The organism is Cupriavidus sp. PB-02, assembly GCF_058252315.1.
Map to the genome: position 1 here is coordinate 1,031,963 of NZ_CM177694.1, position 23,700 is coordinate 1,055,662.

The following is a 23,700-nucleotide window of genomic DNA, read 5'->3' on the forward strand; positions in this document are numbered from 1 at the left end:
AGGCCCGCCGGCGGAACGGCAGCGACGGCTGCAAACCTGCGGAAGGACGCCCAGTTGCGCTGCCTCCGCCGTTTTACTGCAATGACCATGCTATCAGCAGAAGCTCTCAAGGAAATCGATCGCGCGATCGCGAAGTATCCGGCCGACCAGAAGCAGTCGGCCGTGATGGCGGCGCTTGCCGTGGCGCAGGGCGAGGTGGGCTGGGTTTCCCCCGAAGTCATGCAGTTCGTCGCCAACTACCTCGAGATGCCACCCGTGTGGGTGGAAGAGGTGGCGACCTTCTACAACATGTATGACACCAGGCCGGTGGGCAAATTCAAGCTCGCCGTCTGCACCAACCTGCCGTGCGCCCTGTCGGGCGGCGAGCGGGCCGGCGAGTACCTGAAGCGCAAGCTCGGGATCGACTACAACGAGACCACCGCTGACGGCTGCTTCACCCTGAAAGAGGGCGAGTGCATGGGCGCTTGCGGCGACGCGCCGGTGATGATCGTCAACAACACCCGCATGTGCAGCTTCATGAGCGACGACAAGCTCGACGCGCTCGTGGACGAGCTCAAGGCCGAGGCTGCAGCCAAGGGGGGCAAGTAACATGACCAGTCTGCACGACCGCCATATCCAGCCGCTGATCCTGGCCGGCCTGGACGGCAAGAATTGGCACCTGGAAGACTACGTCAAGCGTGGCGGCTACCAGCAACTGAAGCGCATCCTGACCGAGAAGATCCCGCCGGAACAGGTGATCGCCGACGTCAAGGTCTCCGGCCTGCGCGGCCGTGGCGGTGCGGGCTTCCCGACCGGCCTGAAGTGGAGCTTCATGCCGCGCACGTTCCCGGGTCAGAAATACCTGGTCTGCAACACCGATGAAGGCGAGCCCGGCACATTCAAGGACCGCGACATCATCCGCTACAACCCGCACTCGCTGATCGAAGGCATGGCCATCGGCGCGTATGCGATGGGCATCACCGTGGGCTACAACTACATCCACGGCGAGATCTGGAACGAGTACAAGATCTTCGAGGAGGCCCTCGAAGAGGCGCGTGCTGCCGGCTTCCTGGGTGACAACATCCTGGGCTCGGGCTTTGATTTCCAGCTGCACGCCCACCACGGCTATGGCGCCTACATCTGCGGTGAGGAAACCGCGCTGCTCGAATCGCTGGAAGGCAAGAAAGGCCAGCCGCGCTTCAAGCCGCCGTTCCCGGCCAGCTTTGGCCTGTACGGCAAGCCGACCACCATCAACAACACCGAGACCTTCGCCGCGGTGCCGTTCCTGCTCGCCGTCGGCCCCGAGAACTACCTGAAGATGGGCAAGCCGAACAACGGCGGCACCAAGATCTTCTCGATCTCGGGTGACGTCGAGCGTCCCGGCAACTACGAGATCCCTCTGGGCACGCCGTTCGCCAAGCTGCTGGAACTCGCCGGCGGCATGCGCGGTGGCAAGCGCATCAAGGCGGTGATCCCGGGCGGTTCGTCGGCGCCGGTGGTGCCGGGCGACCTGATGATGGCGTCCGACATGGACTACGACTCGATCGCCAAGGCCGGCTCGATGCTGGGCTCGGGCGCAGTGATCGTGATGGACGAGACGCGCTGCATGGTCCGCTCGCTGCTGCGCCTGTCGTACTTCTATTTTGAGGAATCGTGCGGCCAGTGCACGCCGTGCCGCGAAGGCACCGGCTGGCTCTACCGCATGGTCAATCGCATTGAACACGGAGAGGGGCGCCAGGAAGACCTGGACCTGCTCAACAACGTCGCGGAAAACATCATGGGCCGCACCATCTGCGCGCTCGGCGATGCCGCGGCGATGCCGGTCCGCGGCATGCTCAAGCACTACTGGAAAGAGTTCGAGTATCACGTCGAACACAAGCAGTGCATGGTTCCGGCCTACATCTAAGCGTGGCAGAACATGGTTGAACTAGAGATCGACGGCAAGAAGGTTGAGGTTGCTGAAGGCAGCCTGGTGATGGAAGCCGCCCGCAAGCTGGGCACCTACATCCCGCACTTCTGCTACCACCGCAAACTGTCCATCGCGGCCAACTGCCGCATGTGCCTGGTCGAGGTCGAGAAGGCGCCCAAGGCGCTGCCCGCCTGCGCCACGCCGGTGACCCCTGGCATGAAGGTCTTCACCAATTCGGAGAAGGCAGTCAAGGCGCAGAAGTCCGTGATGGAATTCCTGCTGATCAACCACCCGCTCGACTGCCCGATCTGCGATCAGGGCGGCGAATGCCAGCTGCAGGATCTGGCCGTGGGCTACGGTGCCTCGGAGTCGCGCTACAAGGAAGAGAAGCGCGTGGTGTTCCACAAGAACGTGGGCCCGCTGATCTCCATGGAGGAGATGACGCGTTGCATCCACTGCACCCGCTGCGTGCGTTTCGGCCAGGAAGTGGCCGGCGTGATGGAGCTGGGCATGCTGGGCCGCGGCGAGCATTCGGAAATCACCACGTTCGTCGGCAAGACCGTCGATTCGGAACTGTCGGGCAACATGATCGACCTGTGCCCGGTCGGCGCGTTGACCAGCAAGCCGTTCCGCTACTCGGCCCGTACCTGGGAACTGGCACGCCGCAAGTCGGTGTCGCCGCACGATGGCCTGGGCGCGAACCTGGTGGTGCAGACCAAGAACCAGCGCGTGATGCGCGTGCTGCCGCTGGAAAACGAAGACATTAATGAGTGCTGGATCTCCGACAAGGACCGCTTCTCGTATGAAGGCCTGAACAGCGCCGACCGCCTGACCCGCCCGCTGCTGAAGCAGGGCGGCGAATGGATGGAAACCGACTGGCAGACCGCACTGGAATACGTCGCCAACGGGCTGGCCGGCATCAAGCGCGAGCATGGCGCCGACCAGATCGCCGCGCTGGCCAGCCCGCACAGCACGCTGGAAGAACTGTTCCTGCTGGGCAAACTGGTGCGCGGCCTGGGCAGCGACAACGTCGACTTCCGCCTGCGCCAGTCCGACTTCTCGGCGGCGCTCAAGGGCGCGCCGTGGCTCGGCATGCCGGTAGCCGACGTGACCGCGCTGCAACGCGTGCTGGTGATCGGCTCGTCGCTGCGCAAGGATCATCCGCTGCTGGCCTCGCGCCTGCGCCAGGCCACCAAGAAGGGTGCCCGTGTCGCGGTGCTGGGCGCAGGTGGTGAAGACCTGCTGATGCCCGTGGCCGCCCGCATCGACGTGGCGCCGTCGGGCTGGACCGCGGCTCTCGCCGGCGTGGCCCGTGCCGTGGCTGCCGCCAAGGGCGTGGCCGCTCCGGCCGGTACCGAAGGTTTCGACGGCGGCGATGCCGCCGGCAAGACGGCAGAAGCCCTGCTGTCGGGCGAGCGCCGCGCCGTGTTCCTTGGCAATGAGGCCGTGCGCCATCCGCAGTTCTCAGCGCTGCACGCGCTGGCACAGTGGATCGCCACGGAAACGGGTGCAAAGCTGGGCTTCCTGACCGAGGCGGCGAACACCGTCGGCGGTTATGTCGCCGGCGCGCTGCCCAAGCAGGGCGGCGCCAATGCCCAGGCGATGCTGGACACGCCGCGCAAGGCCTACATCCTGCTGAACACCGAACCCGAGTTCGATACCGCCGACCCGCGCAAGGCACTGGCCGCGCTGGCCCAGGCCAACACGGTGGTGGTGCTGTCGCCGTTCCGTTCGGAAGCGGCCATGCAGTACGCCGACGTGATCCTGCCGGTGACGCCGTTCACGGAAACCGCCGGTACCTTCGTCAATTGCGAAGGCCTGCCGCAGAGCTTCAACGGCGTGGTCCGCGCACTGGGCGAATCGCGTCCGGGCTGGAAGGTGCTGCGCGTGCTGGGCAACCTGCTCGACGTGGCCGGCTTCGACTACGACACCGCCGAAGCGGTCCGTGCCGAAGTACTGTCGGCCCCGGTTGCCGAGCAACTGGACAACGGCACCGACGCGGCGATCCGCGTCAGCGCCGCTGCCGCCAACGGCATCGAACGCATCGCCGACGTGCCCATCTACCACGCCGACCCGATCGTGCGCCGCGCCGATTCGCTGCAGCTGACCGCCGCCGCGCGCCGCGCCATGCAGATCGCGTTGCCGGCCGACCTGTTCAACCGCCTGGGCATCCAGTCGGGCGACCCGGTCCGCGTCACGCAAGGGCAGGGCAGCGTGGTGCTGCCGGCCGTGCTCGAAGCCACGCTGCCGGCCAACACCGTGCGCGTGCCGGCGGCAACGCCGGCGGCCATCGGGCTGGGCGGGATGTTCGGCACCGTGACGATCGAGAAGGCCGTCGAACTGCCGGTCGGCCAGCAGGCCGAAGTCACCGCCTAAGCGCAGAAGAATAGCGAGAACGCAACATGATCGACTGGATTACCTCGCAAGGCCACGCCATCTTCGGCGGCGCATGGACGCCGCTGTGGATCCTGATTCGCGCCGTGGTCATTGTGGTGCCGCTGCTGCTGTGCGTGGCTTACCTGATTCTGTGGGAGCGCAAGCTGATCGGCTGGATGCACGTCCGTCTCGGCCCGAACCGCGTGGGCCCGCTCGGCCTGCTGCAGCCGATTGCCGACGTGCTGAAGCTGCTGCTCAAGGAAGTCATGATGCCCACGCAGGTCAGCCGGGGCATGTACCTGATTGCCCCGCTGATGGTGCTGATGCCGGCCGTGGCGATCTGGGCCGTGATTCCGTTCCAGGCCGAAGTGGTGCTGGCGGACGTCAACGCCGGCCTGCTCTATGTGATGGCAATCAGCTCGGTGGGCGTGTACGGCGTGATCCTGGCCGGCTGGGCCTCGAACTCCAAGTACGCCTTCATCGGCGCCATGCGTGCCGCGGCCCAGATGGTGTCGTATGAAATCGCCATGGGCTTCGCGCTGGTGACGGTGCTGATGGTTGCCGGCAGCCTGAACCTGTCGGCGATCGTCAACGGCCAGAACACCGGCTACTTCGCCGACATGGGCATCAACATCCTGTCGTGGAACTGGCTGCCGCTGCTGCCGATGTTCGGCGTCTACTTCATCTCGGGCGTGGCCGAAACCAACCGCCACCCGTTCGACGTGGTGGAAGGCGAATCGGAAATCGTCGCCGGCCACATGATCGAATACTCGGGCATGGGCTTCGCGCTGTTCTTCCTGGCCGAGTACATCAACATGATCGTCATCTCGACGATGACCGCGCTGATGTTCCTGGGCGGCTGGGCGCCGCCGATCAGTAGCGTGCTGACCAACGCGATCCCGGGCTTCTTCTGGCTGGTGATCAAGGTATTCCTGCTGCTGTCCGTCTTCATCTGGATCCGCGCCTCGTTCCCGCGCTACCGCTACGACCAGATCATGCGCCTGGGCTGGAAGGTGTTCATCCCCCTGACGGTGGCGTGGCTGATCATCGTGGCGATCTGGATCAAGTCGCCCTGGAACATCTGGCCCTGAACGGCCAAACGACGGTGCGCCTTCTGCAACACGGCAGGGCGCGCACCGTGTGGAAATACTAGGAAGCATCATGCTGCTCGCCATCAAGGACTTCTTCAACAGCCTGCTCCTGAAGGAACTCTTCAAGGGTATGGCGCTGACCGGCCGCTATCTCTTCGCGCGCAAGGTCACCGTCCAGTTTCCGGAAGAGAAGACGCCGATCTCGCCGCGTTTCCGCGGCCTGCACGCGCTGCGCCGCTACCCCAACGGGGAAGAGCGCTGCATCGCCTGCAAGCTGTGCGAGGCAGTGTGCCCGGCGCTGGCCATCACGATCGAGTCGGACGTGCGCAACGACGGCACCCGCCGCACGACCCGCTACGACATCGACCTGACCAAGTGCATCTTCTGCGGTTTCTGCGAGGAGGCCTGCCCGGTCGACGCCATCGTGGAAACGCAGATCCTGGAGTACCACGGCGAGAAGCGTGGCGACCTGTACTTCACCAAGGACATGCTGCTGGCAGTGGGCGACCGCTACGAGCCGCAGATCGCCGCGGCCAAGGCTGCCGACGCCAAGTACCGCTGACCGGTTTGCGGCTGCCGCCAGTAGCAGACCTGGCAGCCGCTGCCACCGAATTTGAATTCGGCCCCTTGAGTGTGAGGGGCCAAAGCAAGGATGCCGCAGGAGCGGGCCACCCGAAGGGGTGGCTTGTGCCGGACGGCCCTGAGAGGATCCGATAGGGACCATGGAACTCACGACCACCATCTTCTACGTTTTTGCGCTGGTGCTGGTGCTCTCCGCACTGAAAGTCATCACTGCGAAGAACCCGGTGCACTCCGCACTGTTCCTCGTGCTGTCGTTCTTCACGGCCGCCGCGATCTGGATGCTGCTCAAGGCGGAATTCCTCGCCATCCTGCTGGTGCTGGTCTATGTCGGCGCGGTGATGGTGCTGTTCCTGTTCGTGGTGATGATGATCGATATCGACATCGAGCACCTGCGCCGGGACTTCTGGACCTACGTGCCGATGGCATCGGTGGTCGGCGCGCTGATCATCGCCGAGATGGCGATCGTGCTGGTGCGCAACTTCATCGGCACCACCACGCCGGTGGTCGCCAACGGTTCGCAGGATCCGGGCTACTCCAACTCCGCCGCGCTGGGCAAGGTGATCTACACCGACTACATCTACGCCTTTGAAGTGGCCGGCATCATCCTGCTGGTGGCCATCATCGCCGCCGTCGCGCTGACCCTGCGCCGCCGCAAGGACGTCAAGGCCCAGGACGTGTCGGCGCAGCTGCGTACCCGCCGCGACGACCGCGTGCGCCTGGTGCCGATGCAGTCCGAAAGCCAGACCTCGCAGACGGAAGCCGCGGCTGCCGCCAATAAGAACTAAAGCCCGGAGAAACGCTGTGCTCTCTCTCGCTCACTACCTCGTCCTCGGTGCGATCCTGTTCGCGATCAGCATCGTCGGCATCTTCCTGAACCGCAAGAACGTGATCGTGCTGCTGATGGCGATCGAATTGATGCTGCTTGCGGTGAACATCAACTTCGTCGCCTTCTCGCATTACCTGGGCGACCTGGCTGGTCAGGTTTTCGTTTTCTTCATCCTCACGGTGGCCGCCGCCGAGTCGGCAATCGGTCTGGCAATCCTGGTGGTGCTGTTCCGCAACCTGGATACGATCAACGTGGACGACCTGGACACCCTCAAGGGCTGATCCGTGGCGCACTACGCAGATACCCAAGACTCACCGACCGCACACCACTAAGCGTCCTATGGCAACCACGCTCAACCCCAACCTGCTGCTTGCGATTGCGCTGGCGCCGCTAGTCGGCTCCGCGATCGCCGGCCTGTTCGGTACCAAGTTCTTCGACCTGTTTTCCTCGGAGTCGCGCGGCGGCCGGATCGTGGCGCATACCGCCACGATCCTGGGCGTTGCCATTTCCTTCGTGCTGTCGGTGATGGTGCTGATCGACGTGATGAACGGCGCCAGCTTCAACGCCACCGTGTACGAGTGGATGGCCATCGGCAGCCTGAAGATGGAAGTCGGCTTCCTGGTCGATTCGCTGACGGCAATGATGATGGTGGTCGTCACCTTCGTCTCGCTGATGGTGCATATCTACACCGTCGGCTACATGGAAGGCGATCCCGGCTACAACCGGTTCTTCGGCTACATCTCGCTCTTCACCTTCTCGATGCTGATGCTGGTGATGAGCAACAACTTCCTGCAGCTGTTCTTCGGCTGGGAAGCGGTGGGCCTGGTGTCGTACCTGCTGATCGGCTTCTGGTACACCCGCCCGACGGCGATCTTCGCCAACCTGAAGGCTTTCCTGGTCAACCGCGTCGGTGACTTCGGCTTCATCCTGGGCATTGGCCTGCTGCTGGCCTACAGCGGCAGCATGAACTACACCGAAGTGTTCGCCGCGCGCGACCAGCTGGCGACCGTGATCTTCCCGGGCACCGACTGGCTGATGATCACCGTGGCCTGCATCTGCCTGTTCATCGGCGCGATGGGCAAGTCGGCGCAGTTCCCGCTGCATGTCTGGCTGCCTGACTCGATGGAAGGCCCGACCCCGATCTCCGCACTAATCCACGCGGCCACCATGGTGACCGCCGGCATCTTCATGGTCGCGCGCATGTCGCCGCTGTTTGAACTGTCGGATACCGCGCTGTCGTTCGTGCTGGTGATCGGTGCCATCACGGCGCTGTTCATGGGCTTCCTGGGTATCATCCAGAACGACATCAAGCGCGTGGTGGCTTACTCGACCCTGTCGCAGCTCGGCTACATGACCGTGGCGCTGGGCGCCTCGGCTTACTCGGTGGCCGTGTTCCACCTGATGACGCACGCGTTCTTCAAGGCACTGCTGTTCCTGGGCGCCGGTTCGGTCATCATCGGCATGCACCACGACCAGGACATCCGCAACATGGGCGGCCTGCGCAAGTACATGCCGATCACCTGGATCACTTCGCTGGTGGGTTCGCTGGCGCTGATCGGCACGCCGTTCTTCGCGGGCTTCTACTCCAAGGATTCGATCATCGAGGCCGTCGCCGAATCGCATATCGCCGGTTCGAGCTTTGCCTATTACTCCGTACTGGCCGGCGTGTTCGTGACCGCGTTCTACTCGTTCCGCATGTACTTCCTGGTCTTCCACGGCAAGGAGCGCTGGGGACAGAACCATGTCCACCAGCACCATGAGGGCGACCACGAGGACGAAGAGGTTTCGCTCGACCACCACCATGGCCTGGCCGCCGGCGAGAAGCCGCACGAGTCGCCGTGGGTGGTGACGCTGCCGCTGGTGCTGCTGGCGATCCCGTCGGTGATCGTTGGCGCGATCGCGATCGACCCGATGCTGTTCGGCAACTTCTTCAAGAATGGCGTGGCCTTCAAGGACGTGATCTTCGTCGGCGAGAACCACCACGCCATGGCTGAGCTCAAGGAAGCGTTCCACGGCTGGGTGCCGATGGCGATTCACTCGCTGACCACCCCCGTGCTGTGGCTGGCCATCGCCGGTGTGGTGCTGTCGTGGTTCTTCTACATGAAGCGCCCGGACATCCCTGAAGCCATCGCGAACCGCTTTTCGGGTCTCTACAAGCTGCTCGACAACAAGTACTACATGGATGCCATCAACCAGGTGGTGTTCGCTCGTGGCGCACGCCTGCTCGGTACCGGCCTGTGGAAGGGCGGCGACCAGGGCCTGATCGACGGCCTGCTCGTCAACGGCTCGGCGCGGGTGGTGGCTTCGTTCGCCTCGGCCAGCCGTTACCTGCAGTCGGGCTATATCTACCACTACGCATTCGCGATGATCGTCGGCATGCTGGTGCTGCTGACGCTGACGGTCACGGGCGTGATCGGCACCAAGTGATAGGCACCAAGTAAGGAAAACATAGAAATGGTTCTGTCTTTCTCAATCTGGCTGCCTGTCTTTTTCGGCCTGCTGATCCTCGCCTTCGGCTCGGACCGAAGCCCGGGCTTCGTGCGGTGGATGTCGCTCTTCGGCTCGATCGCGAGCTTCGTCGTCACGCTGCCGCTGGTGTTCCACTTCGACCGCACCACCGCGTCGATGCAGTTCGTCGAGAAGGCGAACTGGATCGAGCGCTTCAATATCAACTACCTGCTGGGGGTTGACGGCATCTCGATGTGGTTCGTCGTGCTGACCGCCTTCATCACGGTGATCGTGGTGATCTCGGCCTGGGAAGTGATCACCGATCGTGTGGCCGAATACATGGCCTCGTTCCTGATCCTGTCGGGCCTGATGGTCGGCGTGTTCTGCACGCTGGACGGCATGCTGTTCTACGTGTTCTTCGAGGCCACGCTGATCCCGATGTACATCATCATCGGCGTGTGGGGCGGCCCGAACCGCGTCTATGCCGCGTTCAAGTTCTTCCTGTACACGCTGGCCGGCTCGCTGCTGACGCTGGTCGCGCTGCTGTACCTGTACAACAAGACCGGCACCTTCGACATCCTGCAATGGCACCAGGCCAAGCTGTCGATGAACGAGCAGATCGCACTGTTCATTGCCTTCTTCGTCGCCTTCGCGGTCAAGGTGCCGATGTGGCCGGTGCACACCTGGCTGCCGGACGCTCACGTGGAAGCGCCGACCGGCGGTTCGGTGGTGCTGGCCGCCATCATGCTGAAGCTGGGCGCCTACGGTTTCCTGCGGTTCTCGCTGCCGATCGCCCCTGACGCGAGCCACTACCTGGCCCCGTTCATCATCACGATCTCGCTGATCGCCGTGATCTACATCGGCCTGGTCGCGCTGGTGCAGGCGGACATGAAGAAGCTGGTGGCGTACTCGTCGATCGCCCACATGGGCTTCGTCACGCTGGGCTTCTTTATCTTCAGCGACATTGGCGTGGAAGGCGGCATCGTGCAGATGATCTCGCACGGCTTTATCTCCGGCGCGATGTTCCTTTGCATCGGCGTGCTGTACGACCGCGTCCACTCGCGCCAGATCGCCGACTACGGCGGCGTGGTCAACACCATGCCCAAGTTCGCCGCGCTGGCAGTGTTCTTCGCGATGGCCAACTGCGGCCTGCCGGCCACCTCGGGCTTTGTCGGCGAATTCATGGTGATCCTGGGCGCGGTCAAGTTCGACTTCTGGATCGGCCTGCTGGCCGCCACCGCCCTGATCTTCGGCGCTGCCTACTCGCTGTGGATGGTCAAGCGCGTGATCTTCGGCGACATCGTGCACCAGCACGTGCGCGAGCTGGCCGACCTGAACAAGCGTGAGTTCGTCATGCTCGGCCTGCTGGCCATCATGACGCTGTACATGGGCCTGCATCCGAAGCCCTTTACCGACGTGATGCACCCGTCCGTGGTGAACCTGCTGCAGCATGCTGCACAGTCCAAGCTGTAATCGGGGAGAGATATCAACATGCAACCGTCCTCGACACTCGGCCCCGTGGCGCCGATCATCTTCCTGGCGATCGCCATCGGCGCGGTCAACTGGATCGACCTTGCCCGCGGCAAGGGCAAGCAGAGCGTGGCCTATCCGCTGTCGCTGCTCACCACGCTGGTCCTGACCGTATGGTTCGGCCTGAACGCCGCCGCCGGCGAGACGCATTACGCGTTCTCCAACCTGGTGGTGATCGACCCGATGGCCAACGTGCTGTCCGCGTTCTGCTCGGCCGGCCTGTTCGTGACGCTGGTCTATACGCGCCGCTACCTGGCTGAGCGCGACATGTTCGCCGGCGAGTTCTACCAGCTCGCGCTGTTTACGCTCGGCGGCCAGATCGTGATGATCACCGGCAACAACTTCCTGACCCTGTACCTGGGCCTGGAACTGCTGTCGCTGTCGTCGTACGCGCTGGTGGCGCTGCGCCGCGATTCGCGCGTGACCTCTGAATCGGCGATGAAGTACTTCGTGCTGGGCGCGCTGGCTTCGGGCTTCCTGCTGTACGGCATCTCGATGATGTACGGCGCCACCGGTTCGCTGAACCTGGGCGAGGTGTTCCGCGTGGTCGAGTCGGGTCGCGTCAACACCACCATGCTGGCCTTCGGCGTGGTCTTTATCGTCGCCGGCCTGTCGTTCAAGCTGGGCGCCGCACCGTTCCACATGTGGATCCCGGACATCTACCAGGGCTCGCCGACCGCAGTGACGTTGCTTATCGCCGGCGGCCCGAAGGTTGCTGCGTTCGCGCTGTTTATCCGCGTGCTGGTGGAAGGCCTGCTGCCGCTGGCCAACGACTGGCAGATGATGCTGGTGGTGCTGTCGATCATCTCGCTGGCCATCGGCAACCTGACTGCCATCGTGCAGAGCAACCTGAAGCGGATGCTGGCGTACTCGACCATCTCGCACATGGGCTTCGTGCTGCTGGGCCTGCTGTCGGGCGTGGTGGCCAACAAGGCCGACGGCGCCGCGGATGCCTACAGCTCGGCGATGTTCTACTCGGTGACCTACCTGCTGACCACGCTGGGCACCTTCGGCATCATTCTGCTGCGCACGAACAAGGGTTTCGAGGCCGAGACGCTGGAAGACCTGAGGGGCATGTCGCGCCGCAACCCGTGGTTCGCGTTCCTGATGCTGGTGATGATGTTCTCGCTGGCCGGCATTCCGCCGACCGTGGGCTTCTATGCCAAGCTGGCCGTGCTGGATGCAGTGGTCAAGGCCGGCATGACCTGGCTGGCCGTGGTGGCCGTGCTGTTCTCGCTGATCGGCGCGTTCTACTACCTGCGTATCGTCAAGCTGATGTACTTCGATGCGCCCGCTGCTGAAGAAGAACTGGAAGCCACCTTTGGCCTGCGCTCGATGCTGAGCGTGAACGGCGCCGCGGTGATCCTGCTGGGCATTTTCCCGGCCGCGCTGATGAACCTGTGCTACCAGGCCATCCGCGCGACGCTGGGTTCCTGATCCGCCACACGCCATGAGCGCATCCGCAAGCGGCTGGTTTGTCATCCTGCTGGCACTGGTCAGTGCGAACCTGCCGTTTGTGAACCAGCGCCTGTTCGCGGTGATCCCGTTGCGGCAGGCGCGCAAGCCCCTGTGGCTGCGCCTGCTGGAACTGATCTTGTGGTACGCGGTGGCCGGCGCCGCCGGCTTTGCGGTGGAAGCCAGCCTCGGCAACGCCTTCCCGCAGGGCTGGCAGTTCTACGCCATCACCGCCTGCATGATGCTGGTGTTTGCCTTCCCGGGCTTCACCTGGCAATACCTCGTCAAACACCGCACGGCCTGAAGCCGGTCTTGTCGGCCCCGGGCCCTGCCTGATCCGGAGCGTCCATGACCGACAAGACTCAAGGCGGTACCTCGCTGCCCGCCGACCAGACTGAAAACGACGACGCACTGAAGGAAGTGTGCGTCGCCTCGGCCACGGTCCATCGCGGCAAGTTCCTCACCCTCAAGCAAGACATCGTCAGGCTGCCCGACGGCAAGCAGACCGGGCGGGAGTACATCGTCCACCCCGGCGCGGTGATGATGATCCCGCTGTTCGACGACGGCACCGTGCTGATGGAGCGCCAGTTCCGCTACCCGATCGGTGAAGTGATGCTGGAATTCCCGGCCGGCAAGCTCGATCCGCAAGAGGGCGCGCAGCGCTGCGGCGAGCGCGAGCTGCTGGAGGAGACCGGCTACAGCGCGGCGCGCTGGGACTACCTGACGCGCATCCATCCGGTGATCTCGTATTCGACCGAATTCATCGACATCTTCCTGGCGCGCGACCTGACGCACGGCGAGGCGCAACTCGACGACGGCGAGTTCATCGAGACCTTCATCACCCCGGTGGAGCAGGTGCTCGACTGGGTCCGCAGCGGGCGCATTACCGACGTGAAGACCATCATCGGCGCATTCTGGCTGGAAAAAGTGATCTCCGGTACGTGGCAGCCAGGCGAGCAGTCCCTGCCAGGCTGAGATACGCATTCGTCACGTCGGCGCGTTGGACTGGCCTGCGCTAAGCTGGTGACAGGGCACGGCGCGCGGCGTGAATTGTGCGGCAGGCAGCTGTTCCGAACGGTCGTTCGAAAAAATTTAGCACGACCGTTCACAAAATTTCGATTCACGGATAATATAGCTTTTGACGGGCTGGATAGATCATGAAGGTGCTCGACCTGCGCTGTGCGCAAGACCATCGTTTCGAGGGCTGGTTTGCCTCGGAGGAAGAAGCGCAGTCGCAAATCTCGCGTGACCTCGTCCAATGCCCGGTCTGTGGCGACCACGCCGTTACGCGGCTGCCCAGCGCGCCGCGCCTGAACCTGTCGGGCGCGACCGCGCCCAAGGGCGCCGCCAAACCGGCGCAGCAGGCGGCGCAGCAAGCCGCGCCACCGGCAACACTGCAAGCGCTCTATTTGAAGGCAGTGAAGCAGGTGCTGGCCCAGACCGAGGACGTTGGCGACCGCTTTGCCGAAGAGGCAAGGCGCATGCACTATGACGAAGCGCCGGAACGCGGCATCCGCGGTTCGGCCTCGCCGGAGGAAGTGCAGGCGCTGGCCGAGGAGGGCATCGAGACTTTTCCGCTCGTAGTGCCGGATGCGCTGAAGCAGACGGCTCACTGAATTGCGTCCTGTGCCCGTTGCTGTCGGCGCATGACGCGCAGGCAGAACAAACCGCCGGCAGCTTCAGAAAATGCCGGCACCACTGGAGACGGGCATGGATCTCAACTACTCGGCGTCCGACAACGCCTTCCGCGAGGAAGTGCGTAGCTGGCTCGAAGCCAACTTGCCGGCGGACATCCGCAGCAAGATTCTCAATCACCGCCGTCCGAACCGCGACGACCTGGTGCGCTGGCACAAGATCCTCGCCGGCAAGGGCTGGTCGGCGCCGCACTGGCCCGTACAGTACGGCGGCACCGGCTGGAACGCTACGCAACGCCATATCTGGGACGAGGAGAATGCCCGCGTCGGCGCGCCCGGCGTGCTGCCTTTCGGCGTGGCGATGGTTGCGCCAGTCATCATGAAGTACGGCAGCGAGGACCAGAAGTCCTACTACCTGCCGCGCATCCTGGACTGCACCGACTGGTGGTGCCAAGGCTATTCGGAGCCGGGCTCGGGTTCGGACCTGGCGTCGGTGAAGACCCGCGCCGAGCTGACCCCGGACGGCAAGCACTACATCGTCAACGGCCAGAAGACGTGGACCACGCTCGGCCAGCACGCCGACATGATCTTCTGCCTGGTGCGCACCGATCCCGAAGCCAAGAAGCAAGAGGGCATCTCGTTCCTGCTGATCGACATGAAGACGCCGGGCATCACCGTGCGCCCGATCATCATGCTCGACGAAGAGCACGAGGTGAACGAAGTCTTCTTCGACAACGTCAAGGTGCCGGTCGAGAACCGCGTCGGCGAAGAGAACCGCGGCTGGACCTACGCCAAGTACCTGCTCGGCCATGAGCGCACCGGCATCGCCCGCGTCGGCAATTCCAAGCGCGAGCTGGGCTTCCTCAAGCGCGTGGCGCGCCAGCAGCAGAAGAACGGCAAGCCGCTGCTGGAGGATCCGGTGTTCGGCGCCAAGGTCGCCGCTTTGGAGATCGAGCTGATGGCGCTGGAGATTACCGTGCTGCGCGTAGTGTCGAGCGAAGCCGCCGGCAAGGGCCCCGGCCCCGAGGCCTCTATGCTCAAGATCAAGGGCACCGAGATCCAGCAGCTGCTGACCGAGCTGATGGTCGAGGCCGTCGGCCCGTACGCCCAGCCGTTCGACACGGCCTACCTGGAGTGCGAGACCGAACACGCCGTCACCGGCTACGACGACGCGGCGCCGCTGGCCGCGTACTACTTCAACTATCGCAAGACCTCCATCTACGGCGGGTCCAACGAAATTCAGAAGAACATCATCAGCCAGATGATTCTGGGGCTGTGAGGAGACACGCATCATGAACTTCAATCTCAGCGACGAACAGAAGCAACTGGCTGACGCCGTCCGCCGTTTTATCGACAAGGACTACGGCTTCGAGTCCCGCAAGAAGAACTACGAAAGCGCCGCCGGCTACGGCGAGGCCGCTTGGGGCTCGCTGGTCGAGCTCGGCCTGACCGCGCTGCCGGTGCCGGAAGAGCAGGGCGGCTTCGCGGGCAAGGCCCTGGACATGATGGTGGTGCAGCAGGAGCTGGGCCGCGGACTGATCGTTGAACCGTACCTGGCCACGGTGGTGGGTGCCTATGCGCTCGGCCTGGCCGGGGGCCAGGACGCGCTGCTGGAGCAGGTCGCCGGCGGCGAACTGAAGCTGGCGGTGGCCTTCAACGAGCCGCAGGCGCGTTATGAGCTGAACAACGTGCGCGTGACCGCGCGCGACGGCAAGCTCAGCGGCCGCAAGGTCGTGGTGGTGCATGGCGGCCAGGCCGACAAGCTGGTCGTGTCGGCCCGCAGCAGCGGCGCCGATGCCGACCAGGACGGCATCTCGCTGTTCCTGGTCGATGCCAAGGGTGCCGGCGTCAGCATCAAGGACTACCGCACCATCGACAACCTGCGCGCGGCCGACATCACCTTCCAGGACGCGCCGGCGCAACTGCTGGGCGAGGCTGGCAAGGCTTTCCCGATCATCGAGCAGGTCGCCGACTACGCCGCCGTGCTGCTGTGCGCCGAGGCCGTGGGCGTGATGGATACGCTCAATGCCGCCACGCTGGATTATGCCAAGACGCGCCAGCAGTTCGGCCAGCCGATCGCGCGCTTCCAGGCGCTGCAGCACCGCATGGTCGAGATGTTTATCCATGCCGAGCAGTCTCGCTCGATCACGCTGCTGGCCGCGGCCCGCTTTGAGGAGGCGTCGCCGGAAGAGCGCCGCCGCTATGTCTCCGCCGCCAAGGCGCGTGTGGGGCAGGCAGCCCGCACGGTCGGCCAGGAAGCGGTGCAGATCCACGGCGGCATGGGCGTGACCAACGAACTGCCGGCCGCGCACATGTTCAAGCGGCTGACGCTGATCAACACCAGCTTCGGCGACGTGGATCACCACCTGGGCAGGTTTGCCGCCCAGCCGGGGTTCCAGGAAGCCGCCTGAGCCAAGCAGGGCCAGACAGAAACCGCGCCGTAGTCCAGGCGCGGTTTTTTTCTTTGCGCGCTGTTAGGGGCGGGTTCCGCAAATACGGACGCTCGCCTGCCCCTGTCATGCGATCATCGTGCAGACAAGTCAACAGCCAGACACCACGGAGAGACAACCGATGCTGTATTTCGAGGATTTTGCAGTCGGCAGCCGCCGCGAACTGGGCTCCTACCTCGTCACGGAGGAAGAGATCCTCAGCTTCGCGCGGCAGTACGATCCCCAGCCGTTCCATGTCGACAAGGAAGCCGCCGCCAAGAGCATCTACGGCGGTCTGATCTCGAGCGGCTGGATGACGTGCTCGATCATGATGCGCCTGCTGGTGCTGAGCACCACCGGCAAGTCGGCCAGCATGGGTTCGCCCGGTGTCGACGAGATCCGCTGGCTCAAGCCCGTCTACGCAGGCGACACGCTCACCGTCGTGCTGAACGTACTGGATACCCGGCCGTCGCAGTCCAAGCCGGACCGCGGCGTGGTCCACACCCAGTGGGAAGCCACCAACCAGCGCGGCGAGCTGGTCTGCACGGTCAAGGGCATGGGCATGTACGGACGTCGGCCGGCCTGAGCGCAAGAACACCAACCCACCCATCGAGGAGACAACCGCCATGCGTACCATCGCATCGTTGGAAGAGCTGGAAGGCCTGCAGGGCCAGGAAGTCGCGGTCAGCGACTGGATCGAGGTGACCCAGCAGCAGGTCAACCAGTTTGCCGAGGCCACCGGCGACCACCAGTGGATCCACGTCGACGTGGAGCGCGCAAAGAAGGAGTCGCCCTATGGTGGCCCGATCGCCCACGGCTTCCTGACGTTGTCGCTGCTGCCCAAGTTCATGCACAACGCACTGCATATGCCGTCCAAGATCGGCGTCAACTACGGCCTGAATCGCGTGCGCTTCACCGCACCCGTGCCGGTCGGCAGCAAGCTGCGGGCACGCATCAAGCTGCTCAAGGTCGAACGGCTCGACCCGCTGCCGAAGTCGCCCGAACTGGTGGGCGCGCAATCCACATGGGAAGTGACGATCGAACGCGAGGGCAGCGAGCGTCCCGTGTGCGTGGCAGAGTCGATCACACGCCGGTACGGTTGACCCTGCGAGGTCGGTTCTGACGCACTGCGACAATATGCCACACGGTGTTGTCGCACCCGGCAAAGCCGCGCAATGCGCGGCTTTCTGCATATTTACATACGGATTTTGTGACGTTGACGCCGATCAAGACTCGCGCTGCGGTCAGCGTTGTCGATTGTCCGTTCAGCCGAACAGTGTGTTCTGTGGCGTTGGGTTTACCCGTAATGTTGCGTTGCGGTACAGTCGCGCCCACGATGTTTTACGTGTTGCACTCCCCGGCCGAAAACCGCGCCTGCCATGAAGGCAGGTCCGTCGGGAAGTGCAAAAACCTCGTATTCCAACGCTACCCGGCCGCTGTACTGAGCCGGGACCGTTCGCGGTTTCGGCCACCAGGTGCCGCAGCGCCGGCAAGGTCCCACAGGGCCTGCAGCGCGCGCAGTCAGTTGTCCTTCCGTGTTCATGGCGTTGCAAGGCCGCATGGTCCTCCGGCGTTAGATCCGCCGCCCGACCGCAACGCCAGCTAAGGACACGTCCTTCCGGTTTTCCCATAGCCCCACGCCTCTTGCGCGAGCATCAGGCGGTTTAGCCACGCTTTTGCCCAAAGCGCGGTGTAACCAAACCAGTCGTGACATGAAGAAACCCATACTGCCGCGTTGGACGCGGTTCCTGCCCTGCCTCGGCCTGCTCCTGCTCGCTGGCTGCAACATGACGCTGCTCGACCCGAAGGGGCAGGTCGGCGTCGACATCAAAGGCATCATCCTGATCGCCACCTGGCTCATGCTGCTGGTGGTGGTCCCGGTGATCGTGCTGACGCTGTGGTTTGCGTGGAAGTACCGCGCCAGCAATACCTCGGCACGCTATGAACCCGACTGGTCGCACTCCACCGCGATCGAAGTGGTGGTATGGCTGATCCCCTGCCTGATCATCATTGCGCTGGGCATCATCACCTGGAAGTCCTCGCACGACCTGGACCCCTATAAGCCGCTCGAATCCAACAAGAAGCCGGTCACCATCGAGGTGGTGGCGCTGAACTGGAAGTGGCTGTTCATCTATCCGGAACTGAAGATCGCCACGGTCAACCAGATCGCCTTCCCGGTCGACACCCCGGTGAACTTCAAGATCACCTCGGATTCGATCATGAATTCGTTCTTCATCCCGCAACTGGGCAGCCAGGTGTACGCCATGGCAGGGATGCAGACCAAGCTGCACCTGATCGCCAACGAAGCCGGCTCGTATGACGGCGTTTCCGCCAACTACAGCGGCGGCGGCTTCTCGGGCATGAAGTTCAAGGCCCTCGCCATGTCGAACTATGAGTTCGACCAGTGGGTCGCCAAGGTTCGCGCCTCGTCCACCGAACTGGGCGTTGAAGGCTACCAGACGCTGGCACAACCCAGCGAGAAGGAGCCGGTCACGTACTACGGCAAGGTGGAAGACCAGCTCTTCCACAGCATCCTGCACAAGTACATGGGCCAAAGCGGCGCCGCGCTGGCCGCCGACGGGTTCAAGGGCGGCCCGATCTGCACGTCGCGCAACACCCTCGGTGAAAAGCAGCTGTCGATGACCACGCCGGTGAAGCCGACGCTGGGCGCGCAATCCTAGGAGCAATGATGTTTGGCAAGTTGAGTTTGTCGGCGATTCCGTTTCATGAGCCGATCATCATGGTCGTTCTGGCTGGCATCGCCCTGGGCGGTGCCGCGCTGCTAGGCGCGATCACCTATTTCAAGAAGTGGGGCTATCTCTGGAACGAGTGGTTCACCTCGGTCGACCACAAGAAGATCGGCGTGATGTACTGCCTGGTCGCCCTGGTCATGCTGCTGCGCGGCTTCGCCGACGCGGTCATGATGCGTACCCAGCTGGCGCTCGCCACGAATGGCGCGACCGGCGTTCTGCCGCCTGAGCACTACGACCAGATCTTCACCGCCCACGGCGTGATCATGATCTTCTTCGTGGCCATGCCGCTGATGACCGGCCTGATGAACCTGGTCGTGCCGCTGCAGATCGGCGCGCGCGACGTGGCCTTCCCGTTCCTGAACACGCTGAGCTTCTGGCTGTTCGTGTCGGGCGCCATGCTGGTCAATGTCTCGCTGGGCGTCGGTGAATTCGCCAAGACCGGCTGGCTGGCCTACCCGCCGCTGTCGGGCCTGGACTACAGCCCTGGGGTAGGGGTGGACTATTACCTCTGGAGCTTGCAGATCTCCGGCCTCGGCACGCTGCTGACCGGCGTGAACTTCCTGGTGACCATCATGCGCATGCGCGCGCCTGGCATGACGCTGATGCGCATGCCGGTGTTCACCTGGACCGCGCTGTGCACCAACGTGCTGATCGTGGCCGCCTTCCCGGTGCTGACCGTGACCCTGGCGCTGCTGGGCCTGGATCGCTACGCCGGTACGCACTTCTTCACGAACGACGGTGGCGGCAACGCCATGATGTACGTGAACCTGATCTGGATCTGGGGCCACCCCGAGGTGTACATCCTGATCCTGCCGGCGTTCGGTATCTTCTCTGAAGTCATCGCCACGTTCTCGGGCAAGAAGCTGTTCGGCTACAAGGGCATGGTGTACGCGACCGCCGCGATCATGGTGCTGTCGTTCATCGTGTGGCTACACCACTTCTTCACGATGGGCTCGGGCGCCAATGTCAACGCGTTCTTCGGCATCACGACCATGATCATCTCCATCCCGACCGGGGTGAAGATCTTCAACTGGCTGTTCACGATGTACCGCGGCCGGGTCCAGATGACCTCGCCGGTGCTGTGGACGCTGGGCTTCATGATCACCTTCGTGATCGGCGGCATGACCGGCGTGCTGATGGCCGTGCCGGCTGCCGACTTCGTGCTGCACAACAGCCTGTTCCTGATCGCCCACTTCCACAACGTGATCATCGGCGGCGTGCTGTTCGGCTACCTGGCTGGCATCACCTACTGGTGGCCGAAGGCGTTCGGCTTCACGCTGAACGAGCGCCTGGGCAAGTGCGCCTTCTGGTGCTGGCTGGTCGGTTTCTACTTCGCCTTCATGCCGCTGTACGTGCTGGGCCTGATGGGCATGACCCGCCGCCTGAACCACACCGACAACCCGGCCTGGACGCCGTGGCTGTACCTGGCCGTGGTCGGCGTGGTGTTCGTGGCACTGGGCATCTTCTTCCAGGTGCTGCAGATCGTCGTGTCGATCCGCGACCGCAAGAAGCTGGCCGACGTGACCGGCGACCCGTGGGGCGGCCGTACCCTGGAGTGGGCCACCTCGTCGCCGCCGCCGTTCTACAACTTCGCGCACACCCCGGTGGTGCGTGACCTGGACGCGTTCGCCGACATGAAGGCCCGTGGCGAGACGCTGCCGACCGAAGGCTACGAGAAGATCCACATGCCCAAGAACACGGGCGCGGGCTTCATCATCGGCGCCTTCAGCCTGGTGTTCGGCTTTGCCCTGACCTGGCATATCTGGTGGATGGCCATCGTTGGCCTGGTGGGCATGATCTGGGCGTTTATCCACCGCAGCAACGACGACCATATCGACTACTACGTGCCGGCCACCGAGGTCGAGCAGATCGAAACGCGCCAACTGCAGCGCATTGCTTCGCAGGCCTAAGAACCATGTCGACTCAAGTCCTAGACCGCATCCCCGCGCAGGCCGGCGCCTCGGCTCACGCCGACGCCCATGGCCATGACCATGCGCACCACGATACCAGTGCCAATACGGTGTATGGCTTCTGGATCTACCTGATGAGCGACTGCATCATCTTCGCCGGACTGTTCGCGGCCTTCGCCGTGCTGCGCGGCGAAGTGGCAGGCGGCCCGTCGGGCAAGGAGCTGTTCGAGCTCAACTACGTGCTGGTGGAGACCTTCATCCTGCTGTTCTCCTCGATCACGTACGGCATGGCGATGATCTCGCTGCAGAACCGCAGCCTGAGCCGCGTGCAGGTGTGGCTCGGCATCACGTTCCTGCTGGGCCTGGCCTTCATGGCGATGGAAATCAACGAGTTCCACCACCTGATCGCCGAAGGCGCCGGCCCGGGCCGCAGCGCGTTCCTGTCGTCGTTCTTCACGCTGGTCGGCACCCACGGCCTGCACGTCGCCAGCGGCATGCTGTGGATGATCGTGCTGATGTGGCAACTGGCCAGGAAGGGCATCACCCCAACGCTGGTCAAGCGCCTGACTTGCCTGTCGCTGTTCTGGCACTTCCTGGACGTGGTCTGGATCGGCGTCTTTACCGTGGTCTACCTGATGGGAGCAGTGTGATGGCACAACACAACGCACCGGCGGCGCATGGCGCCCACGACTCGCACGCGCATGCCTCGCATGACACCCATGCCAGCTTCAAGTCGTACGCGATCGGCTTTATCCTGGCCGTGATCCTGACCGTGATCCCGTTCAAGCTCGTGATGGACGGGACCATGGACAAGGGCACCATCCTCTGGATCATCCTGGGCATGGCCGCGGTCCAGATCCTGGTCCACCTGAAGTACTTCCTGCACCTGGACTCGTCGTCCGAGCAGCGCAGCAACGTGGTCGCGCTGCTGTTCACGGTGCTGGTGCTGGTGATCGTGCTGGCGGGTTCGCTGTGGATCATGCACAACCTGAATACCAACATGATGGTGATGTAAGGACTGAAGTCCTGGCATCGAGAAACGGGGCCCCGCGAGGGGCCCCGTTTTTTTGCTGCGTGGCTTCGCTACAGCCTTAGGGTTTGAACGTATCTACGGGTTTAAGTGTGCGCTTAATATCCGGGCGGGACGCGCACCCCCCGTATGGGTCCGCCCGGTTCTGGCGCACGCCTTCGTCGTGATCGCGCACGCGATGCACTGTGGGTGCACGCATTTGTGCCGGCGCACTGTCTCAGTGCGCACGTGCAATGCACGCCCATGGTGCGCGCAGGGGTCGCCGGCCTCGTCGCGCCACGCCGGCCGCCAGTATCCGGCCTCAAACCGCCAGGACTCCAATGGCACGCTAGTTGCAGAAGCATCACCCGGGGAGCGTAGTCCCTGACTAACACCATAAACGGGAGCTGCAAATGCAACGACGTGACATGCTGAAGCTGTCGGCCATCGCCGCCGCGGCAATGATCGGTATCAGCCCGCTGGCCATGGCGCAGTCCAAGGAACCGATCAAGGTCGGTATCCTGCACTCGCTGTCCGGCACGATGGCCATCTCGGAAACGTCGCTGAAAGACGTGGCCCTGATGACCATCGACGAGATCAACAAGAGCGGCGGCGTGCTCGGCCGCAAGCTCGAGCCGGTGGTGGTGGACCCGGCCTCCAACTGGCCGCTGTTCGCGGAGAAGGCGCGCCAGCTGGTCAGCAAGGACAAGGTTGCGGTGACCTTCGGCTGCTGGACCTCCGTGTCGCGCAAGTCGGTGCTCCCGGTCTATGAGGAACTGAACTCGCTGCTGTTCTACCCGGTGCAGTATGAAGGCGAGGAAATGTCCAAGAACGTCTTCTACACCGGCGCGGCGCCCAACCAGCAGGCGATCCCGGCGGTGGAATACCTGATGAGCAAGGAAGGTGGCGGCGCCAAGCGCTTCTACTTGCTGGGCACTGACTACGTCTACCCGCGCACCACCAACAAGATCCTGCGCGCCTTCCTGAAGAGCAAGGGCGTTGCCGACAAGGACATCGAAGAGGTCTACACGCCGTTTGGCCACAGCGACTACCAGACCATCGTCGCCAATATCAAGAAGTTCTCGCAGGGCGGCAAGACCGCGGTGATCTCGACCATCAACGGCGACTCCAACGTGCCGTTCTACAAGGAACTGGGCAACGCCGGCCTGAAGGCCAAGGACGTGCCGGTGGTGGCGTTCTCGGTGGGTGAGGAGGAACTGCGCGGCATCGACACCAAGCCGCTGGTTGGCCACCTGGCCGCGTGGAACTACTTCATGTCGGTCAAGAACCCCGAGAACGACGCCTTCCGCAAGCAGTGGGCGGCGTGGGTCAAGGCCAACAACCTGCCGGGCGGCGACAAGCGCGTGACCAACGACCCGATGGAAGCCACCTACGTGGGCATCAAGATGTGGGCGCAGGCCGTGAAGAAGGCCGGGTCCACCGACGCCGACAAGGTGCGTGCGGCGATGTACGGCCAGACCTTCAAGGCGCCGGACGGCTTCACGCTGACCATGGGCGAGAACCACCACCTGTACAAGCCAGTGATGATCGGCGAAGTGAAGGGCGATGGCCAGTTCTCGGTGGTGTGGAAGACGCCGAAGGCGGTGCGCGCGCAGCCGTGGAGCCCGTTTATCACGGGTAATGAAGGCAAGCCGGACAAGGTGATGTAAGCGGACGCAAGTCCGTCTCCCTGGCGATAGCTTCCTGCTCCCGCAAGGCGGGGGAGGGAAGCGCGTCGCCCCCTTCTCGCACACCAGAACAACAAGGCG

The 23,700-nt window shown here is 63.7% G+C and carries 22 protein-coding genes; all 22 read left to right on the forward strand.

Going from position 1 to position 23,700, the window contains the following annotated elements; genetic code table 11:
• Positions 1-87: 87 nt before the first annotated feature.
• The 22 genes from nuoE (at position 88) to urtA (ending at position 23,601) form a co-directional block, all read left to right on the forward strand.
• Positions 88-588, forward strand: a complete 501-nt coding sequence (nuoE, locus tag AC10V3_RS04935) for an NADH-quinone oxidoreductase subunit NuoE (protein WP_041681277.1) — start codon at positions 88-90, stop codon at positions 586-588.
• Between the two features lies 1 nt (position 589).
• On the forward strand, positions 590-1,885 hold the full coding sequence (nuoF, locus tag AC10V3_RS04940; protein WP_022534064.1) for an NADH-quinone oxidoreductase subunit NuoF: 1,296 nt from the start codon (positions 590-592) through the stop codon (positions 1,883-1,885).
• A 12-nt stretch (positions 1,886-1,897) separates the two neighbouring features.
• A complete protein-coding gene (nuoG, locus tag AC10V3_RS04945) occupies positions 1,898-4,264 on the forward strand; it encodes an NADH-quinone oxidoreductase subunit NuoG (RefSeq protein WP_022534065.1) in 2,367 nt (788 codons plus the stop codon).
• 26 nt (positions 4,265-4,290) lie between these two features.
• Positions 4,291-5,355, forward strand: a complete 1,065-nt coding sequence (gene nuoH, locus AC10V3_RS04950) for an NADH-quinone oxidoreductase subunit NuoH (protein ID WP_022534066.1) — start codon at positions 4,291-4,293, stop codon at positions 5,353-5,355.
• 70 nt (positions 5,356-5,425) lie between these two features.
• Positions 5,426-5,917, forward strand: a complete 492-nt coding sequence (gene nuoI / locus AC10V3_RS04955) for an NADH-quinone oxidoreductase subunit NuoI (RefSeq protein ID WP_022534067.1) — start codon at positions 5,426-5,428, stop codon at positions 5,915-5,917.
• A gap of 160 nt (positions 5,918-6,077) precedes the next feature.
• Entirely contained in the window at positions 6,078-6,722 is a 645-nt protein-coding gene (locus tag AC10V3_RS04960; RefSeq protein WP_022534068.1) for an NADH-quinone oxidoreductase subunit J, read from the forward strand.
• A 16-nt stretch (positions 6,723-6,738) separates the two neighbouring features.
• The gene (gene nuoK / locus AC10V3_RS04965; RefSeq protein ID WP_022534069.1) at positions 6,739-7,044 is read left to right on the forward strand and encodes an NADH-quinone oxidoreductase subunit NuoK; all 306 of its coding nucleotides are present in this window, start codon (positions 6,739-6,741) and stop codon (positions 7,042-7,044) included.
• Between the two features lie 58 nt (positions 7,045-7,102).
• Entirely contained in the window at positions 7,103-9,190 is a 2,088-nt protein-coding gene (gene nuoL, locus AC10V3_RS04970; protein WP_022534070.1) for an NADH-quinone oxidoreductase subunit L, read from the forward strand.
• Between the two features lie 27 nt (positions 9,191-9,217).
• Positions 9,218-10,684 carry an NADH-quinone oxidoreductase subunit M gene (locus AC10V3_RS04975; protein WP_022534071.1) on the forward strand — a complete coding sequence of 489 codons (1,467 nt, stop codon included), beginning with the start codon at positions 9,218-9,220 and terminating at the stop codon, positions 10,682-10,684.
• 18 nt (positions 10,685-10,702) lie between these two features.
• Entirely contained in the window at positions 10,703-12,178 is a 1,476-nt protein-coding gene (gene nuoN, locus AC10V3_RS04980; RefSeq protein ID WP_022534072.1) for an NADH-quinone oxidoreductase subunit NuoN, read from the forward strand.
• Between the two features lie 13 nt (positions 12,179-12,191).
• Positions 12,192-12,500: a DUF2818 family protein gene (locus AC10V3_RS04985; RefSeq protein WP_022534073.1), complete on the forward strand. Its 309-nt coding sequence runs from the start codon at positions 12,192-12,194 to the stop codon at positions 12,498-12,500.
• A gap of 44 nt (positions 12,501-12,544) precedes the next feature.
• Positions 12,545-13,171, forward strand: coding sequence for an NUDIX domain-containing protein (locus AC10V3_RS04990; protein ID WP_022534074.1), 627 nt, complete (start codon positions 12,545-12,547; stop codon positions 13,169-13,171).
• Between the two features lie 182 nt (positions 13,172-13,353).
• Complete coding sequence (locus AC10V3_RS04995; protein WP_022534075.1) at positions 13,354-13,812, forward strand: DUF1178 family protein; 459 nt, start codon at positions 13,354-13,356, stop codon at positions 13,810-13,812.
• A gap of 94 nt (positions 13,813-13,906) precedes the next feature.
• Positions 13,907-15,109 carry an acyl-CoA dehydrogenase family protein gene (locus AC10V3_RS05000; RefSeq protein WP_349609474.1) on the forward strand — a complete coding sequence of 401 codons (1,203 nt, stop codon included), beginning with the start codon at positions 13,907-13,909 and terminating at the stop codon, positions 15,107-15,109.
• Positions 15,110-15,122: 13 nt separating this feature from the next.
• Positions 15,123-16,241, forward strand: a complete 1,119-nt coding sequence (locus AC10V3_RS05005; RefSeq protein ID WP_022534077.1) for an acyl-CoA dehydrogenase family protein — start codon at positions 15,123-15,125, stop codon at positions 16,239-16,241.
• A 160-nt stretch (positions 16,242-16,401) separates the two neighbouring features.
• Entirely contained in the window at positions 16,402-16,845 is a 444-nt protein-coding gene (locus AC10V3_RS05010) for a MaoC family dehydratase (protein WP_022534078.1), read from the forward strand.
• Between the two features lie 40 nt (positions 16,846-16,885).
• Complete coding sequence (locus AC10V3_RS05015) at positions 16,886-17,362, forward strand: MaoC family dehydratase (RefSeq protein WP_022534079.1); 477 nt, start codon at positions 16,886-16,888, stop codon at positions 17,360-17,362.
• Between the two features lie 609 nt (positions 17,363-17,971).
• Positions 17,972-18,940, forward strand: coding sequence for a ubiquinol oxidase subunit II (cyoA, locus tag AC10V3_RS05020; protein WP_022534080.1), 969 nt, complete (start codon positions 17,972-17,974; stop codon positions 18,938-18,940).
• 8 nt (positions 18,941-18,948) lie between these two features.
• Positions 18,949-20,922 carry a cytochrome o ubiquinol oxidase subunit I gene (gene cyoB, locus AC10V3_RS05025; protein ID WP_041681278.1) on the forward strand — a complete coding sequence of 658 codons (1,974 nt, stop codon included), beginning with the start codon at positions 18,949-18,951 and terminating at the stop codon, positions 20,920-20,922.
• Between the two features lie 5 nt (positions 20,923-20,927).
• The gene (cyoC, locus tag AC10V3_RS05030) at positions 20,928-21,572 is read left to right on the forward strand and encodes a cytochrome o ubiquinol oxidase subunit III (RefSeq protein ID WP_022534082.1); all 645 of its coding nucleotides are present in this window, start codon (positions 20,928-20,930) and stop codon (positions 21,570-21,572) included.
• On the forward strand, positions 21,572-21,937 hold the full coding sequence (gene cyoD / locus AC10V3_RS05035) for a cytochrome o ubiquinol oxidase subunit IV (RefSeq protein ID WP_349609471.1): 366 nt from the start codon (positions 21,572-21,574) through the stop codon (positions 21,935-21,937). Before cyoC ends, cyoD begins: the two co-directional genes overlap by 1 nt.
• Before the next feature lie 407 nt (positions 21,938-22,344).
• Positions 22,345-23,601 carry an urea ABC transporter substrate-binding protein gene (gene urtA, locus AC10V3_RS05040; RefSeq protein WP_022534084.1) on the forward strand — a complete coding sequence of 419 codons (1,257 nt, stop codon included), beginning with the start codon at positions 22,345-22,347 and terminating at the stop codon, positions 23,599-23,601.
• Positions 23,602-23,700: the final 99 nt, after the last annotated feature.

Bases quoted from the DNA above. Each gene is read 5' to 3' on its own strand.
- cyoC (WP_022534082.1), top strand. From the start codon at position 20,928: ATGTCGACTCAAGTCCTAGACCGCATCCCCGCGCAGGCCGGCGCCTCG.
- AC10V3_RS04960 (WP_022534068.1), top strand. From the start codon at position 6,078: ATGGAACTCACGACCACCATCTTCTACGTTTTTGCGCTGGTGCTGGTG.
- AC10V3_RS05010 (WP_022534078.1), top strand. From the start codon at position 16,402: ATGCTGTATTTCGAGGATTTTGCAGTCGGCAGCCGCCGCGAACTGGGC.
- AC10V3_RS04985 (WP_022534073.1), top strand. From the start codon at position 12,192: ATGAGCGCATCCGCAAGCGGCTGGTTTGTCATCCTGCTGGCACTGGTC.
- AC10V3_RS04975 (WP_022534071.1), top strand. From the start codon at position 9,218: ATGGTTCTGTCTTTCTCAATCTGGCTGCCTGTCTTTTTCGGCCTGCTG.
- cyoD (WP_349609471.1), top strand. From the start codon at position 21,572: ATGGCACAACACAACGCACCGGCGGCGCATGGCGCCCACGACTCGCAC.
- nuoF (WP_022534064.1), top strand. From the start codon at position 590: ATGACCAGTCTGCACGACCGCCATATCCAGCCGCTGATCCTGGCCGGC.
- nuoH (WP_022534066.1), top strand. From the start codon at position 4,291: ATGATCGACTGGATTACCTCGCAAGGCCACGCCATCTTCGGCGGCGCA.
- cyoA (WP_022534080.1), top strand. From the start codon at position 17,972: ATGAAGAAACCCATACTGCCGCGTTGGACGCGGTTCCTGCCCTGCCTC.
- nuoE (WP_041681277.1), top strand. From the start codon at position 88: ATGCTATCAGCAGAAGCTCTCAAGGAAATCGATCGCGCGATCGCGAAG.
- cyoB (WP_041681278.1), top strand. From the start codon at position 18,949: ATGTTTGGCAAGTTGAGTTTGTCGGCGATTCCGTTTCATGAGCCGATC.
- AC10V3_RS05005 (WP_022534077.1), top strand. From the start codon at position 15,123: ATGAACTTCAATCTCAGCGACGAACAGAAGCAACTGGCTGACGCCGTC.
- AC10V3_RS05015 (WP_022534079.1), top strand. From the start codon at position 16,886: ATGCGTACCATCGCATCGTTGGAAGAGCTGGAAGGCCTGCAGGGCCAG.
- AC10V3_RS04990 (WP_022534074.1), top strand. From the start codon at position 12,545: ATGACCGACAAGACTCAAGGCGGTACCTCGCTGCCCGCCGACCAGACT.
- urtA (WP_022534084.1), top strand. From the start codon at position 22,345: ATGCAACGACGTGACATGCTGAAGCTGTCGGCCATCGCCGCCGCGGCA.
- nuoN (WP_022534072.1), top strand. From the start codon at position 10,703: ATGCAACCGTCCTCGACACTCGGCCCCGTGGCGCCGATCATCTTCCTG.
- AC10V3_RS04995 (WP_022534075.1), top strand. From the start codon at position 13,354: ATGAAGGTGCTCGACCTGCGCTGTGCGCAAGACCATCGTTTCGAGGGC.
- nuoL (WP_022534070.1), top strand. From the start codon at position 7,103: ATGGCAACCACGCTCAACCCCAACCTGCTGCTTGCGATTGCGCTGGCG.
- nuoG (WP_022534065.1), top strand. From the start codon at position 1,898: ATGGTTGAACTAGAGATCGACGGCAAGAAGGTTGAGGTTGCTGAAGGC.
- AC10V3_RS05000 (WP_349609474.1), top strand. From the start codon at position 13,907: ATGGATCTCAACTACTCGGCGTCCGACAACGCCTTCCGCGAGGAAGTG.
- nuoI (WP_022534067.1), top strand. From the start codon at position 5,426: ATGCTGCTCGCCATCAAGGACTTCTTCAACAGCCTGCTCCTGAAGGAA.